Annotated in this window: 10 protein-coding genes and 4 tRNA genes; 4 read left to right on the top strand and 10 right to left on the bottom strand. The window is 53.4% G+C overall.

Annotated features, from left to right (window positions below; genetic code table 11):
- From ACWAU4_RS17245 to lhpI, 4 genes are all read right to left on the bottom strand, one after another.
- Positions 1-939, bottom strand: a complete 939-nt coding sequence (locus ACWAU4_RS17245) for a DUF4097 family beta strand repeat-containing protein (protein ID WP_028780881.1) — start codon at positions 937-939, stop codon at positions 1-3.
- The gene (locus ACWAU4_RS17240; protein WP_025009055.1) at positions 936-1457 is read right to left on the bottom strand and encodes a hypothetical protein; all 522 of its coding nucleotides are present in this window, start codon (positions 1455-1457) and stop codon (positions 936-938) included. The genes ACWAU4_RS17245 and ACWAU4_RS17240 overlap by 4 nt, the downstream gene beginning before the upstream one ends.
- Positions 1454-2011: an RNA polymerase sigma factor gene (locus ACWAU4_RS17235; protein ID WP_371873330.1), complete on the bottom strand. Its 558-nt coding sequence runs from the start codon at positions 2009-2011 to the stop codon at positions 1454-1456. The genes ACWAU4_RS17240 and ACWAU4_RS17235 overlap by 4 nt, the downstream gene beginning before the upstream one ends.
- 237 nt (positions 2012-2248) lie before the next feature.
- Positions 2249-3205 carry a bifunctional Delta(1)-pyrroline-2-carboxylate/Delta(1)-piperideine-2-carboxylate reductase gene (gene lhpI / locus ACWAU4_RS17230; RefSeq protein WP_454290338.1) on the bottom strand — a complete coding sequence of 319 codons (957 nt, stop codon included), beginning with the start codon at positions 3203-3205 and terminating at the stop codon, positions 2249-2251.
- Positions 3206-3498: 293 nt separating this feature from the next.
- On the opposite strand from lhpI, the gene ACWAU4_RS17225 reads away from it, so the two are divergent.
- Complete coding sequence (locus ACWAU4_RS17225) at positions 3499-5361, top strand: methyl-accepting chemotaxis protein (RefSeq protein ID WP_045282963.1); 1863 nt, start codon at positions 3499-3501, stop codon at positions 5359-5361.
- 210 nt (positions 5362-5571) lie between these two features.
- On the opposite strand, the gene ACWAU4_RS17220 is transcribed toward ACWAU4_RS17225, so the two are convergent.
- The 6 genes from ACWAU4_RS17220 to ACWAU4_RS17195 all read right to left on the bottom strand — a co-directional run bounded on the left by ACWAU4_RS17220 (position 5572) and on the right by ACWAU4_RS17195 (position 8848).
- Positions 5572-7194, bottom strand: coding sequence for a methyl-accepting chemotaxis protein (locus ACWAU4_RS17220; protein WP_208125031.1), 1623 nt, complete (start codon positions 7192-7194; stop codon positions 5572-5574).
- A gap of 165 nt (positions 7195-7359) precedes the next feature.
- Positions 7360-7446: transfer RNA gene (locus ACWAU4_RS17215), tRNA-Leu, on the bottom strand.
- 32 nt (positions 7447-7478) lie between these two features.
- Positions 7479-7565, bottom strand: a tRNA-Leu gene (locus tag ACWAU4_RS17210).
- A gap of 40 nt (positions 7566-7605) precedes the next feature.
- A tRNA-Leu gene (locus tag ACWAU4_RS17205) sits at positions 7606-7692 on the bottom strand.
- A gap of 52 nt (positions 7693-7744) precedes the next feature.
- Positions 7745-7820: transfer RNA gene (locus tag ACWAU4_RS17200), tRNA-Phe, on the bottom strand.
- Between the two features lie 266 nt (positions 7821-8086).
- A complete protein-coding gene (locus ACWAU4_RS17195) occupies positions 8087-8848 on the bottom strand; it encodes an outer membrane protein assembly factor BamD (protein WP_025012059.1) in 762 nt (253 codons plus the stop codon).
- 122 nt (positions 8849-8970) lie between these two features.
- Between ACWAU4_RS17195 and rluD the strand changes: the two genes are divergently transcribed.
- From rluD to clpB, 3 genes are all read left to right on the top strand, one after another.
- Positions 8971-9945 carry a 23S rRNA pseudouridine(1911/1915/1917) synthase RluD gene (gene rluD / locus ACWAU4_RS17190; protein WP_025012060.1) on the top strand — a complete coding sequence of 325 codons (975 nt, stop codon included), beginning with the start codon at positions 8971-8973 and terminating at the stop codon, positions 9943-9945.
- A 1-nt stretch (position 9946) separates the two neighbouring features.
- A complete protein-coding gene (gene pgeF, locus ACWAU4_RS17185; protein ID WP_208125030.1) occupies positions 9947-10660 on the top strand; it encodes a peptidoglycan editing factor PgeF in 714 nt (237 codons plus the stop codon).
- A 96-nt stretch (positions 10661-10756) separates the two neighbouring features.
- Positions 10757-13330 carry an ATP-dependent chaperone ClpB gene (gene clpB, locus ACWAU4_RS17180; RefSeq protein WP_025012062.1) on the top strand — a complete coding sequence of 858 codons (2574 nt, stop codon included), beginning with the start codon at positions 10757-10759 and terminating at the stop codon, positions 13328-13330.
- Positions 13331-13341: the final 11 nt, after the last annotated feature.

Here is a 13341-nt window from a genome sequence, read left to right as displayed (position 1 = left end):
TTATTGCTGCAGTTTAATCCGGCCACTGATGGTGTTGATACTGACATCGGCCTGGCCGGAACCGCTTTGGAACTGCAGCGATTCAGCCTTGGTGTACTTGGCTTTTTTCGGTGAGTCCTGAGTCAGTTGGTTGTCAATCTTGCCACCTGGGCCACCGCTGATATCAAAGGCGGCATTCGGCAGTTTGGCAAACTTGAGTTCAATATCGCCACTGACGCTATCGACATTGGCATTGCCGGCCAGGCTTTGCATGGCAATACTCAAGTCGCCACTGACGGTTCTGGCCTTGAGCGACTCGGGAGCCTTCAGGGTCAACTGACTCTTGCCCGAGACCTGATCCAGCTCCACTTCAATGGCATCACTCTCGGCGTTCAGTTTGCCGCTCACCAGGCGATAACTCACCTTGCCCAGACTCTGTTTATCCTCAATGTCGCCGGAAACGGTTTCCAGATACAGTTCACCCTGGTTCCTCTGGGTGAGGATACTGCCGGAAACCGTTGTCAGTTGCAGATTGCCTTTGAGATCCTGGCCCTTGATATCACCACTGACATTGGCCGAGCTGATCTCACCCTCCAATCCTTGAAGGTCATAATCGGCGGAAACGCCTTTAAGTTTCATATTGACTGTGGCGGGCAGAAAGATCTCCAGCTTTGAGCCGTCTTTGTCCCGGCTGTTATAGCTCTTGGGCAGCTTGTCTTCGATAACAAAACTGCCGCCCTGCTGACCAAACACCAGGCCTTCACTGAGCTCATCCAGCTTGCCCTTGATGGCGACTTCAGCCTTGTCCCAACTGCGGATCTTCACCTCACCCCGTTGGATCTTGATATTCAATTTGGCTCCGGACTCCAGCGCCGCGCTTTGATCGACCTTCTCGGCCGCCTGCAATACCGGGCTCAGCAGCAGGGCTGAAGAGAGTAGGGTTAGTGATATCTTGTTCATATGCTGATTCCTTGTTGGTCGAGTTGAGTGGGCAGTTGTTCACCCCGGGTGAGCAGCTCTATCTCCCTTTGCTGTACCCAAAGCCAGAGTTGCCAAAGTTGTTGATCGGTCGGGTCTTGTTTTAGTGCCTGGAATATCTGCGTTGCGGCTTCCCTGAGTTCATCTATGCCGCGACTGAGCGGCGTGGTCATGCTGACTTTTTGCCATTGGCCGAAATTGACACTGGCTTCCAGTTGTTTCACCTGTTGTTGGTGTTGATACTGCAACTGCTCCAGCATGGCCAGCATCTGTGGGTCGACGCGGCTTTGGGTTTGCTGCAATCCCTGATAGCCGAGCAGGGACACCAACAGCAGGCTGCAGGCGATAGCCAGATTGCGCCAGCCGTTGCTGGATTTTGCGGCCTTGGGTGGCTGAGATTGTTCCAGCCTGGCGGCGATTTCAGGCCAGAGGTCGCGCTCGGGTGTTTTTTCCCGTGGCAGTTGTTCTATCAGTTGTTCCAATGTTGGCTGCTTGTTCATGACAACATCTCCTGAAGCAAGTTTCTTGCCCTGTGGTACTGCGCCTTGCTGGTGCCGGTACTTGTGCCCATCATGGCGGCTATCTCTTCATGGCTGTAGCCCTCAATGGCAAACAGCACAAACACGACTCTGGCCCGCTCGGGTAACTTGAGGATCTTGCGCTCCAACACAGAGGTTTCCTCCGTGTGGGTTGTGGTCGACTCTTCTGTGTCTGCCTCTGTGGTCACAGGCAGAAATCTGGCCCAGAAGCTGCGCTGCTTTTTCAAACTGCTCAATGCCTGATTGACGCTCAGGCTGTGCAGCCAGGTACTGAATTTGCTTTCACCGCGGAATTGGTCCAGCTTCTCCCAGGCACGGATAAAGCAGTCCTGGGTCATCTCTTCCGCCAGTGGCACCTGGCCGGCCAGATGCAAACACAGTGCATAGACTCTGCCATGGTGCAGACGGTAGAGCTCGGCGAAGGCAAGCTTGTCCCCCAAACGGGCACGCTGCACCAGCGGGAAGTCCACTTCTTGCTGGTATCTGGTTTCTGTCAGCTGCGGGCTGGCATTCACTGGGCTGTCCTTAATGGTTTGGGCGAGTCATGGTAATTGGATAGTTTGACCCGCTTAAAAGGTTTAAAAAAAGAATTAAAAAATCCTCCAGTATTTTGCTTACTGAAGGATTCTATTTAAAAGTCATTGTTAATCAATCTATTAGATTTTATTGTTAACTGTCAATTATCGGCTGTTTTCTACGCTTTATTCTGTTGCAGTTATTTGGCCGAACCCAATGGCCGGGAGCGGGCAGGTTCAAGTGTTATCGCCTGGATACAGGGTGCGATACACCAGATTGGCGGCCGATAAATCTCCCAAGGCGCTGCCAACACTCTTGAACAGGGTGATTTCCTCGCGGTTTTGTCTGCCGCTGTGTTCTGCGCGGCAAAGCTCGGCCAGCTCGGCGCTAACCTGCTCCAGTTGGAATACGCCTTCGGCCTTGGGGAGCAGCAGTTCTCCGGCCTCGGCAAACACATTGCTGCGGTTATCGACAAAGACCTGAGATCTAAGCACCAACTCGGTATCGCACTCCCGCGCATCCTGATGATGATTGCCTACCAGATCGACATGGGTGCCGGGTGTTACCCAGTTGCCATCAAACAGAGGCACGGGGCTGCCGGTGGCGCAGCTGATGATATCGGCGTTGGCAACATCCCGCTCTATCTCCTCGCAAAAACTGAGTCGGATATCCGGGCGTTTAGCGCCTATCAGTTCCATTACCCTGGCAGCCTTATCCCGGCTGCGGCCCCGGATAGCGATTTCGGTTATCGGTCTGACGGCGGCATGAGCCAGTGCCATATAGCTTGCCAGATTACCAGTGCCGAACAGCAACAGGTGATTGGCATCTTCCCGAGCCAGTGAGGCAGCGGCCAAGGCCGAGACGGCCGCTGTACGCCAGTAGGTAATGCTGGTGCCATCAAGTAAAGCCAAGGGTTCACCTGTTTCCCGGCTGAATAACAGTATCTGCGAGTAGAGGCTCTTGAGCTCGGCGTTGCGACTGGGGTTTTCCGGAAAGTAACTGAATGCCTTGACGGCAATTGCCGAATCATCCCAAGCCGGTAGTACGGCGAAGGCATCCTTGCTGCTGTTGTCCAGCGGGTAAAGATTTCGCTTGGGAAGATCGGGGGCGTTGGCAAAGCTATGTTTGAGGGCGGTTATCAGGGATGGGAAATCCAACACCTGTTGGATTTGCTCTGCTGGAATTATTTTCATGGTGTTGCGCTTCCTTGTGTGCATTTTAAATTTTCGAATACTGTATGCAATTGTTGTTTGAAAGGCAAAAACCCTCATGAAAGACAGATGCTTGGCGCTTTCGGTTTTTTTGACTCAGTTAATAGAATTTTTTTTAGTTTTTTTTGCACTGTGACAAGGCTAGTGACTGTTTTTCAATAGGTTAATCATTGACAATATAAGGTGACATTTTTGTTACCGGATTAACTCAGCTAACACGGCAACAGAATTGCGACTATTTTTTTAGAGTGACTGTTTTTTATTGAGGTAACACCATGCTTATTCGCCACAAGTTGTTACTGAGTGCCGCTGTTTCGATAGGCGCCTTGGTATTGATGTTTGCACTGCAGCAATATTCCAGCTCGGTGCAGACTGAACTGTCCATCGCCATCCAGAAAGTGGTTGAGCTGGACAAAGAAGTATTAAGCATGCGCAAGAATGAAAAGGATTTTTTTGGCCGCCAGGATCTCAAGTATGTCGAGATACATCAGCAGGAAGCACAGGCCACGGCGCAGTTGATGCAAGAGTTGGCGGTCATCTTCAAGGAGTATGATCTCCCCGAGGCACCGATAAACAGCTTTAACCGTGATTTGGCCAGCTACCGACAGTTGTTTGCCGGTGTGGTGAAATTGCAACAGGAGATAGGCCTGGATCCCAAGAGTGGCCTCTACGGTGAGTTACGCTCTGCGGTGCACAATGTCGAAAGTTTGGTGGCAGAACATAACGTGCCTGAGCTTATGGTGTTGATGCTGCAACTGAGGCGTAACGAGAAAGACTTTATGTTGCGGCGGGATCTCAGCTACCTCAATAAGTTTGATAGCAATATTGAACGCTTCAATGAAGCCTTGAGCGCCAGTTTGCTGGACTACAGTGTTCGTAGCAATATTGAGCAACTGATGAGCAAGTACCAGCAAAGCTTCAAGAGTTTGGTGGCCAAGGAACAGCAGCTGGGACTCGATGAGTCCAAGGGCATGATGGGACAGCTGCGAGAGGCTATCTTTGCCACGGAAAGTTCATCCACCAAGCTGAGAGAGTTGGCGATAGCCAAGGTGGAAAACGAGCAGCAGAACAGCTTCATGCTGGGGTTGGCGCTGTTTGGCCTGATCGCCTTGGTGCTGGTGATTAGCACTGTGGTGATTATCCGCAGCATCATGGGGCCGGTCGAGCGTATCACAGGCATTATTTCCCGCATTGAGCAGCAAAAAGATCTGTCACTACGCTGCGATGTGGGCTCCAACGATGAACTGGGCATGATAGGACGTCATTTCAACAGCATGGTGGAGAGTTTCCAGAAGCTGATCGAGCAGGTTATCGAATCTGTTGATGCCATGCGCCAGTCCTGTGAAGAGCTGTCCCGCAACGCCATCAGCGCCTCGGAAGGTGTGTCCAAGCAGCTGAATGAAACCGATATGGTTGCCACAGCGATCACCGAGATGGGCGCCACCATAGACGAGATTGCCAAGAATACTGAACTGGCCGCCGGGAAGGCGGAGCAGACCCACCACAATGCCCAGGAAGGCCAGATTGGCGTTGAGGATACCATCAGCAAGATCCAGTCTTTGGCACAGCAGTTGGATGACTCGGCCAATGTGGTGGCCGAGCTTGAAAAAGACAGTCAGACCATAGGCAGCGTACTGGATGTGATCCGCGGTATCGCCGAACAAACCAATCTGTTGGCACTGAACGCTGCCATTGAGGCGGCCAGGGCCGGTGAGCAAGGCAGAGGTTTTGCTGTGGTGGCCGATGAGGTGCGCAGTCTGGCGATGCGAACTCAGGAGTCGACCGAAGAGATTGCCAGCATCATTCAAACCCTGCAGAGCCGTACCCATTCGATTGTGGATATCATGGAGCAGAGTCAGAAGCAGGGCGGTGAGAGTGCCCAACAGGCGGCCAGTGCCGGCACCTTGCTTGCGCAGATCAATGCCGATGTCACCAATATCATGGACATGAGCACTCAGATAGCCGCCGCCATTGAAGAGCAGAGTATGGTGGCCGCTGAGGTGAACAAGAACGTGGTGGTGATCCGCGATATTGCCGAGGAATCGGCTCAGGCGGCAGAAGAGAATGCCACTGCATCCGATGAGGTTCGCCACCGCGCCGATTACCTGCATCAGGCGGTGAGCCAATTCAAAATCTAGCTTTCCAGGCACAGGCGAAAACCGCGGCATGTCCGCGGTTTTGTTTTAGTTGCTGCTGTAGTCTTTAGCGGTTGTGGCACTTTCTTGCTCTGCTGTGCAGACGGCTTTTTTCGAGGAATCTGTCAGGAATGGCGGCAAAGGTTTTTGGTTCACAAAAGGCTTGGGGGCTGGCAGGGAATAAAAAATAGGCCCCGAAGGGCCCTCAGAGAGTTAGAGACGGAAGCGGGCCACTTCGGCGCGCATGTTTTCCGCCAGATGGCTTAAGTTGCTGACCGACTCGGTCAACTCGTTGGCTGCCTGGGCCGATTGTTGGGTGATGTCGCTTATTGCCATAATGCTGCGATTGATATCCTCCGCCACACTGCTTTGCTCTTCGGCTGCGGTGGCGATATGGGTATTGAGCTGGGCGATGGAGTCGACCGACACCACTATCTCTTTCAAGGCCTCGCCGGCCATATTGGCCTTGCTGTTGGCCTGCTCGACCTGAGTGATGCCTTGCTCCATGGCTGTCACCGCCTCCTGCACACCTGTCTGCAGGGTGGCTATCATGGACTCAATCTCCTGGGTTGAGCTGTGGGTGCGACTGGCAAGGGTTCTTACCTCATCGGCCACCACGGCAAAACCCCGGCCCTGCTCGCCGGCCCTGGCCGCTTCAATGGCGGCGTTCAGTGCCAGCAGATTGGTCTGCTCGGCAATTCCCTTAATCACATCCAGTACCCTGCCTATGTTTTGGCTTTCATTGGCCAGATGGGTGATCACCTGCGCCGTACCCTGAATTTGCGCTGAGAGTGCCACCATGCTGGCAATCGACTCCTGCACTATTGAATCGCCATTGGCGGCACTGGCATCGGCGCTGTGGGCCGAGTCGGCAGCGGCCGTGGTACTTTGGGCTACTTCGGAGACTGTGGCGGTCATTTCATTCATGGCGGTAGCCGTCTGCTCTGTCTCGGCCTGTTGTCTGTGCATGCGCTCGTTGGTTTGTTGGGTGAAGCTTGAGAGCTCGGTCGCCGAGTCGCTGACCGTATTGGCGGCATTGGCAATGTTATTGAGTATCCCCCTGAGGTGAGATATCACATCTCTTAAGTTATCGGATATCTGCCCCAGCTCGTCGGCATTGAAGGTTTTGAACTGCACGGTTAAGTCTGAGTCGCTGCGAATTTTCTTCAGCTGGGTGAGAATATCGCCTATGGGTAACATGACGCTGCGATTGACCCAAACACTGAGCAGCAAGCTGGCGATAATTGCCACACTGACCAGAGAGATAAACAGCACAACGGAAGAGGAGTAAAGGTTCTGAGCCTGATCTCTTTCCTGCCTGGCGACATCCAATTGCAGGGTCACCAACTCGGCAATCTTGCCACTGATGGGGTCTATCACCTGATAGAGAGGAATAATTTCCTGGCTGAGCTGGCCCTGAATATTACCGCTCATGGTGGCCAATTTATTTTGCAGACGTTTTATTTGCTCATCGGCGGGAATAAACAGCCGCTTGGCCTCATTGACCAGTTGTGACTCTCTGGCGGTTAACTGAGTAGCTGTGTAGTCCTGCCATCTCTGTTTGATGCTCTTGTCTGCTTCATCCAGTGCGGTTCTGGCTTGTTCGGCACTGAAGTCTCCGGCATTGGCCTTATTGATGGCATCTATGACAAAGACGGCATAATCATCGCCAATGCTTTTGAGATCTTTGAGTGGTACAACCCGGTCGCTGTAGATATTTTCTACCCCTGAGTCGATTTCGTTCATGATTTTGATGGCGATACCACAGAGTAGCAGCATCAAGAGAAGAGGCACGGCCATACCGAGCAACATCTTGTGTTTCAGTTGTAACTTCATGCTTGAGAACCTTAGTCCAGAGGGTAATACATCCTTGGATCAGGCTCTGTCATTCCAATTTGTTGAGCCATACAAAAGGTATAGCAAAAAAGTATGAAGCGCGTGAGACGAGAGAGAGGCAAATTTTGGATACAAAAAAACCTCGCATCGCGAGGTTTAAATGATTGGTACAGGTGAGAAGACTTGAACTTCCACGCCCGTGAGGGCACCAGCACCTGAAGCTGGCGTGTCTACCAATTCCACCACACCTGCACTGTTTTCATTTCGACTCTTTATGTGTTAATTGGTACAGGTGAGAAGACTTGAACTTCCACGCCCGTGAGGGCACCAGCACCTGAAGCTGGCGTGTCTACCAATTCCACCACACCTGCACACTTAGAGTCTAACGTACAGCTGACTATTATTGCAAAGTGGTACAGGTGAGAAGACTTGAACTTCCACGCCCGTGAGGGCACCAGCACCTGAAGCTGGCGTGTCTACCAATTCCACCACACCTGCACTGTACTGCCTTGCAATTTCCCCAGTCGCCTGAGCACCTTAAAGTTGAAGGTGGTGCCCGAACCCGGAATCGAACCAGGGACACGCGGATTTTCAATCCGCTGCTCTACCAACTGAGCTATTCGGGCGACGGCGTGCATTAAAAGACTTTTACGGTTTTGAGTCAACTCTTTTCTGAGAAATATTTCAAAATATCGCGTGTTTGAGCAAGTTTTACTCGAAAAGGCGCATATTGCTTAGCTTTTGAGCGAAAGCCGCGCCATTACTGGGCTAGGGGTGAATTAGCCAAATCGAAAACTCGACCTGTAAAGCCGGGATCCTGAGGCTTAAGGGGGCTGGGCTTGGTCTTGCCCTGAAAACAAAACGCCCCACGTTAAAGTGGGGCGTTAAGGGATTAATCCTTGAGGAGGTCATTCCCCGGATAGTTGGCACGCATGACAGTGAGTACGTGCTGTTTTAACTGCTCCTGACCCAGCTCATCGTAGGCGGTGGCCATGATCTCAAGGGCGCGCTCTATCGATGGGGTGCCTGGATAGGTTTCCATTACAGACTGGGCCCTGATGGCGGCTGCGCTCCAGGCATTCATTTTCAGGTAGTATTCGGCCACTTTAACCGAATACAGCGCCAGACGATTCTTCAGGTGCTGCATTCTCTTCTGGGCGTCGGCCGCATACTTGCTGTTGGGATAAGTCTTGATCAGGCGCTCGAAGTCCTTGAAGGCATCGAGGGCAAACTGAGGATCCCTGTCGCTTCTGTCTATATTGAGCATGTCATGGAACAGATAGTTGTCGGCCTGCATATTCACCAGTCCACGCATATAGTAGACATAGTCTATATCCGGGTGGGTGGGGTTGAGGCGGATAAATCTGTCGATGTTGGCGACTGCCGACGGGGTATCATCCAACTTATAGTAGGCATAAATCAGATCCAACTGAACCTGAGTCTTGTGTGGGCCAAAGGGGAAGCGGGAATCCAATGCCTCCAGTGAACGCACAGCCTTGGTATAGTTACCCAGCTCCATAGAGGTGCGGGCCTGGGAGTAGAGAACGTCCGGAGACAGCTTGCTGGTAATTAAGTCGTCTTCCGGTTTGCTGCTACAGGCCACAATGGCCAGCGAAAAAAAGGCTATGGCAGCGCCTTTGGCAATATTATGCATACTTGAATTCGATTCTTGAGTAAGTTGTAGTTAAGAATTTTTCCATTTCACGATAAAATGGCCGATTCCGAGTGTACCAGAAAGTACACAGTTTTTGACCCCATTAACTGGGGACGGTTCCTATGACGCAAGAGATTAATCTAAAAAGCGAGATATCAGCAACCCAAACCGGTCTGAGATTGGATCAGGCTTTGGCCGAGTTGTTTCCCGATTACTCCCGTACCAGGATCAAGGAATGGATCCTCGATGGCAAAGTGTCCGTTGATGGTACTGTGGTAAACAAGCCCAGAGAGAAGGTGTTGGAATCTCAGGAGATAGAGGTTCAAGCCACTCTGGAAGAAGAGGTGCACGCCGAGGCTCAGGCTATCGATCTGAATATCGTCTATGAAGATGACCATATATTGGTGATCAACAAGCAGGCGGGTTTAGTGGTGCATCCCGGTGCCGGTAACAGTGATGGCACTTTGATGAACGCCCTGCTGCATCATTGCCCCGAGATAGAACATGTGCCCAGAGCCGGTATTGTCCATCGTCTCGATAAGGACACCACAGGCCTGATGGTGGTAGCCAAGACAGTTGAGGCCCAGACTCATCTGGTGGCGGCGCTGCAGGCGCGCGACATTACCCGTGAGTATGAAGCCATAGTGCTGGGCACCATGACAGCCGGTGGTACAGTGGATGAGCCTATCGGGCGTCACCCCACCAAGCGTACTCATATGGCGGTGCACCACAGTGGTAAGCCGGCTGTGACTCACTATCGTGTGGCGGAAAAATTCCGCGCCCATACCCGCTTGCGCTTGAGGCTGGAAAGTGGCCGGACTCACCAGATCCGGGTGCATATGGCTTATATAGGTCATGTGTTGGTGGGCGATCCCGTCTATGGTGGTCGTCCAAAACCCCCCAAGGCCGCCAGTGAAGCCTTCTTCGAAGTGCTGAAAAACTTCAAGCGCCAGGCGCTGCATGCAGTGCGACTGGAGTTGGTGCACCCCATCACCTGTGAGCTGATGAGCTGGCAAGCACCTATCCCCGAGGATATGGTCGAGCTGACCAAGGCGCTGCGTAAAGACACCGAAGAACATCCGCCGGAGTATCTGTAACATGTACGGCTGCCACTGGCCGCTGCCGGCCAATGTCAGAATCGCCATGACCCAGCGTCATGGCGGTGTCAGCCAGCCGCCGTTTGACAGCCTTAATCTGGGGCTGCATGTGGGTGATGATCCCGCATCTGTGCAGGCCAACCGTGCTTTATTGGCAAAGCGGCTGGCTCTGCCCTGCGAGCCGGCATGGCTGGAGCAGGTACATGGCACAGAAGTCATCGACCTGGCGCGTGACTCCCTAAGGATTGCCGATGGCAGCTATAGCGACAGCAAGGCGCATGTGGCCGTGGTGATGACCGCCGATTGCCTGCCCGTACTTCTGTGTGACAGTGCAGGCACCCAGGTGGCGGCGCTGCACGCCGGCTGGCGCGGCCTGTGCGATGGTGTTATCGAAGCGGGAATAGCCCGTTTTCGTCCTGGCTCCGAGCTTATCGCCTGCCTCGGACCGGCCATAGGCAAAACTGCCTTCGAAGTAGGCGGTGAAGTGCGCGCCGATTTCTGCGATAAAGACCCCAGGGCCGACGACTGCTTTGTGGCCAAGGGGGACAAGTTTCTCGGCGATCTGCAGGGGCTTGCCAGGCTCAGATTGCAGCAGGCGGGTGTTCGGCAGGTATATGCCTTGGATGTCTGCACCTATAGCAACAAAGACTATTTTTCCTACCGCCGAGACGGTCGTACCGGCCGTATGGCCTCGCTTATTTGGCTCACTGATTGAGTGGTTATTTCATTCGTCTGACTTGAAATTAGTTAAAGCATCCCCATCTTTAAGCTAACAAAGTAATACCTTATTTTGAGAGTTTCAGGAGGCTGTATGCGACTCGATCGTATGACCAATAAATTTCAGCTTGCTATCTCGGATGCCCAATCTCTGGCTCTTGGCCGTGACCATCAGTTCATAGAACCCGTCCATTTGATGATGGCTTTGTTGAATCAGGATGGCGGTTCAATTCATCCGCTGTTGACCCAAGCCGGTATCCAGGTCAGCACTCTGCGTTCCCTGGTAAGTCAGGAGCTGGAGCGCTTGCCTCAGGTGGAAGGCACAGGCGGTGATGTTCAGTTATCCCAGGCGCTGATACGTTTGCTGAATCTGTGCGACAAGCTGGCACAGAAGCGCAAAGACAAATATATCTCCAGTGAGCTGTTTATTCTGGCTGCACTGGAAGGTAACGACACCCTGGCACAGTGCCTCAAGCAGGCCGGTGCCACCAAAGAGCTGATGGAGAAAACCATCGAAGCCGTGCGTGGTGGCCAGAAGGTGGATGATCCCAATGCTGAGGATCAGCGCCAGGCGTTGAAGAAATACACCATAGATCTGACCGAGCGTGCCGAGCAGGGCAAGCTGGATCCTGTTATTGGCCGTGACGATGAAATTCGCCGCACAGTGCAGGTATTGCAGCGTCGCAGCAAGAACAACCCTGTGCTTATCGGTGAGCCCGGTGTGGGTAAGACCGCCATTGTCGAAGGGCTGGCGCAGCGTATCGTCAATGGCGAGGTGCCCGAAGGCATCAAGAATAAACGGGTATTGTCGCTGGATCTCGGTGCATTGGTGGCCGGTGCCAAATACCGTGGTGAGTTTGAAGAAAGACTCAAGGCTGTGCTCAACGAGCTGGCTCAGGAAGAGGGCCAGGTGATCCTCTTTATTGACGAGCTGCATACTATGGTGGGTGCGGGTAAATCCGATGGCGCCATGGATGCGGGTAATATGCTCAAGCCGGCACTGGCCCGCGGTGAGCTGCACTGTGTCGGTGCCACGACTCTGGATGAGTATCGTCAGTATATTGAGAAGGATGCGGCGCTGGAGCGGCGCTTCCAGAAAGTTCTGGTGGATGAGCCCAGTGTCGAGGATACCATCGCTATTCTGCGTGGTCTGAAAGAGCGCTACGAGCTGCATCACCATGTGGAAATTACCGATCCGGCGATTGTGGCGGCGGCGACCATGTCCCACCGTTATGTGTCAGATCGTAAGCTGCCTGACAAGGCCATCGACCTTATCGACGAAGCCGCTTCCAGCATTCGGATGCAGATAGACTCCAAGCCGGAGCCGCTGGATCGCCTCGAACGCCGAATCATTCAGCTCAAGCTGGAAGAGCAGGCGTTGGCGAAGGAAAACGATGAGGCCAGTCGTAAGCGTCTCGAACACCTGCGCAGCGAGCTGGTGGAAGTCGAGCAGAAGGCGGCCGAACTCAACGAGATTTGGCACACAGAAAAAGCCGCACTGGCGGGCACTCAGCATATCAAGGCGGATCTGGAGCAAGCCAGACTGGATCTCGATGTGGCGCGCCGCGCCGGTGATTTGACCCGGATGTCCGAGCTGCAATACGGCCGCATCCCAGAGCTGGAGAAACAGCTGGATCTGGCGTCTCAGGCCGAGATGCAGGATATGACTTTGCTGCGTAACAAGGTCACGGATGTTGAAATTGCCGAGGTACTTTCCAAGGCGACCGGGATCCCGGTTTCCAAGATGCTCGAAGGCGAGCGGGAAAAACTGCTGCATATGGAAGAGGCGCTACATGAGCGGGTGATAGGCCAGGATGAGGCGGTCGATGCCGTGGCCAACGCCATTCGTCGTAGCCGCGCGGGTCTGGCCGATCCTAACCGGCCCATAGGTTCCTTCCTGTTCCTCGGCCCCACCGGGGTAGGTAAGACAGAGCTGTGTAAGTCGCTGGCCAAGTTCCTGTTCGACACAGAGAGCGCCATGGTGCGGATAGATATGTCCGAATTTATGGAGAAACACTCAGTCTCCAGGTTAGTCGGGGCGCCTCCGGGCTATGTGGGTTATGAGGAAGGGGGTTACCTCACCGAAGCGGTGCGCCGTCGTCCCTACTCGGTGATCCTGCTCGATGAGGTGGAAAAGGCACACCCGGATGTGTTCAACATATTGCTGCAGGTACTGGATGATGGCCGCCTGACCGATGGTCAGGGTCGTACGGTTGACTTCCGTAACGCCGTGGTGATTATGACCTCTAACCTGGGTTCCGACATTATCCAGGAGCAGTTCAGTCACCAAAGTTACGATGAGATGAAGGCTCAGGTGATGAATGTGGTGCAGCACCACTTCCGCCCCGAGTTCCTCAACCGGATCGACGAAACCGTGGTGTTCCACCCGCTGGAGAGCGAGCATATCAAGAGTATTGCTGCGATTCAGGTCGAGTCGCTGCGCCAACGTCTGGCAGAAAAAGAGTTCGAGCTGGAGATCACAGATGCCGCGCTGAGCTTTATCGCCAGAGCCGGGTTCGACCCTGTGTATGGTGCAAGGCCGCTGAAGCGGGCACTGCAGCAAGAGGTGGAAAACCCACTGGCGCAAAAGCTGCTTAGAGGCGAGTTACTGCCAGGGCAGCCGATCAAGGTGGACTATCGCGACGACAACTTGGTGTTTGAGCAGTAATCACACCATAA

This window comes from Shewanella sp. FeAMO, from assembly GCF_053653955.1.
The sequence above is the reverse complement of the archived record's forward strand: the minus strand, read 5'-3'. Positions and strand labels throughout refer to the sequence as shown.

Excerpts from the sequence above, each read along its gene's own strand:
- ACWAU4_RS17245 (WP_028780881.1), bottom strand. The coding sequence starts at position 939 with ATGAACAAGATATCACTAACCCTACTCTCTTCAGCCCTGCTGCTGAGC.
- ACWAU4_RS17240 (WP_025009055.1), bottom strand. The coding sequence starts at position 1,457 with ATGAACAAGCAGCCAACATTGGAACAACTGATAGAACAACTGCCACGG.
- lhpI (WP_454290338.1), bottom strand. The coding sequence starts at position 3,205 with ATGAAAATAATTCCAGCAGAGCAAATCCAACAGGTGTTGGATTTCCCA.
- ACWAU4_RS17225 (WP_045282963.1), top strand. The coding sequence starts at position 3,499 with ATGCTTATTCGCCACAAGTTGTTACTGAGTGCCGCTGTTTCGATAGGC.
- ACWAU4_RS17220 (WP_208125031.1), bottom strand. The coding sequence starts at position 7,194 with ATGAAGTTACAACTGAAACACAAGATGTTGCTCGGTATGGCCGTGCCT.
- ACWAU4_RS17195 (WP_025012059.1), bottom strand. The coding sequence starts at position 8,848 with ATGCATAATATTGCCAAAGGCGCTGCCATAGCCTTTTTTTCGCTGGCC.
- rluD (WP_025012060.1), top strand. The coding sequence starts at position 8,971 with ATGACGCAAGAGATTAATCTAAAAAGCGAGATATCAGCAACCCAAACC.
- pgeF (WP_208125030.1), top strand. The coding sequence starts at position 9,947 with ATGTACGGCTGCCACTGGCCGCTGCCGGCCAATGTCAGAATCGCCATG.
- clpB (WP_025012062.1), top strand. The coding sequence starts at position 10,757 with ATGCGACTCGATCGTATGACCAATAAATTTCAGCTTGCTATCTCGGAT.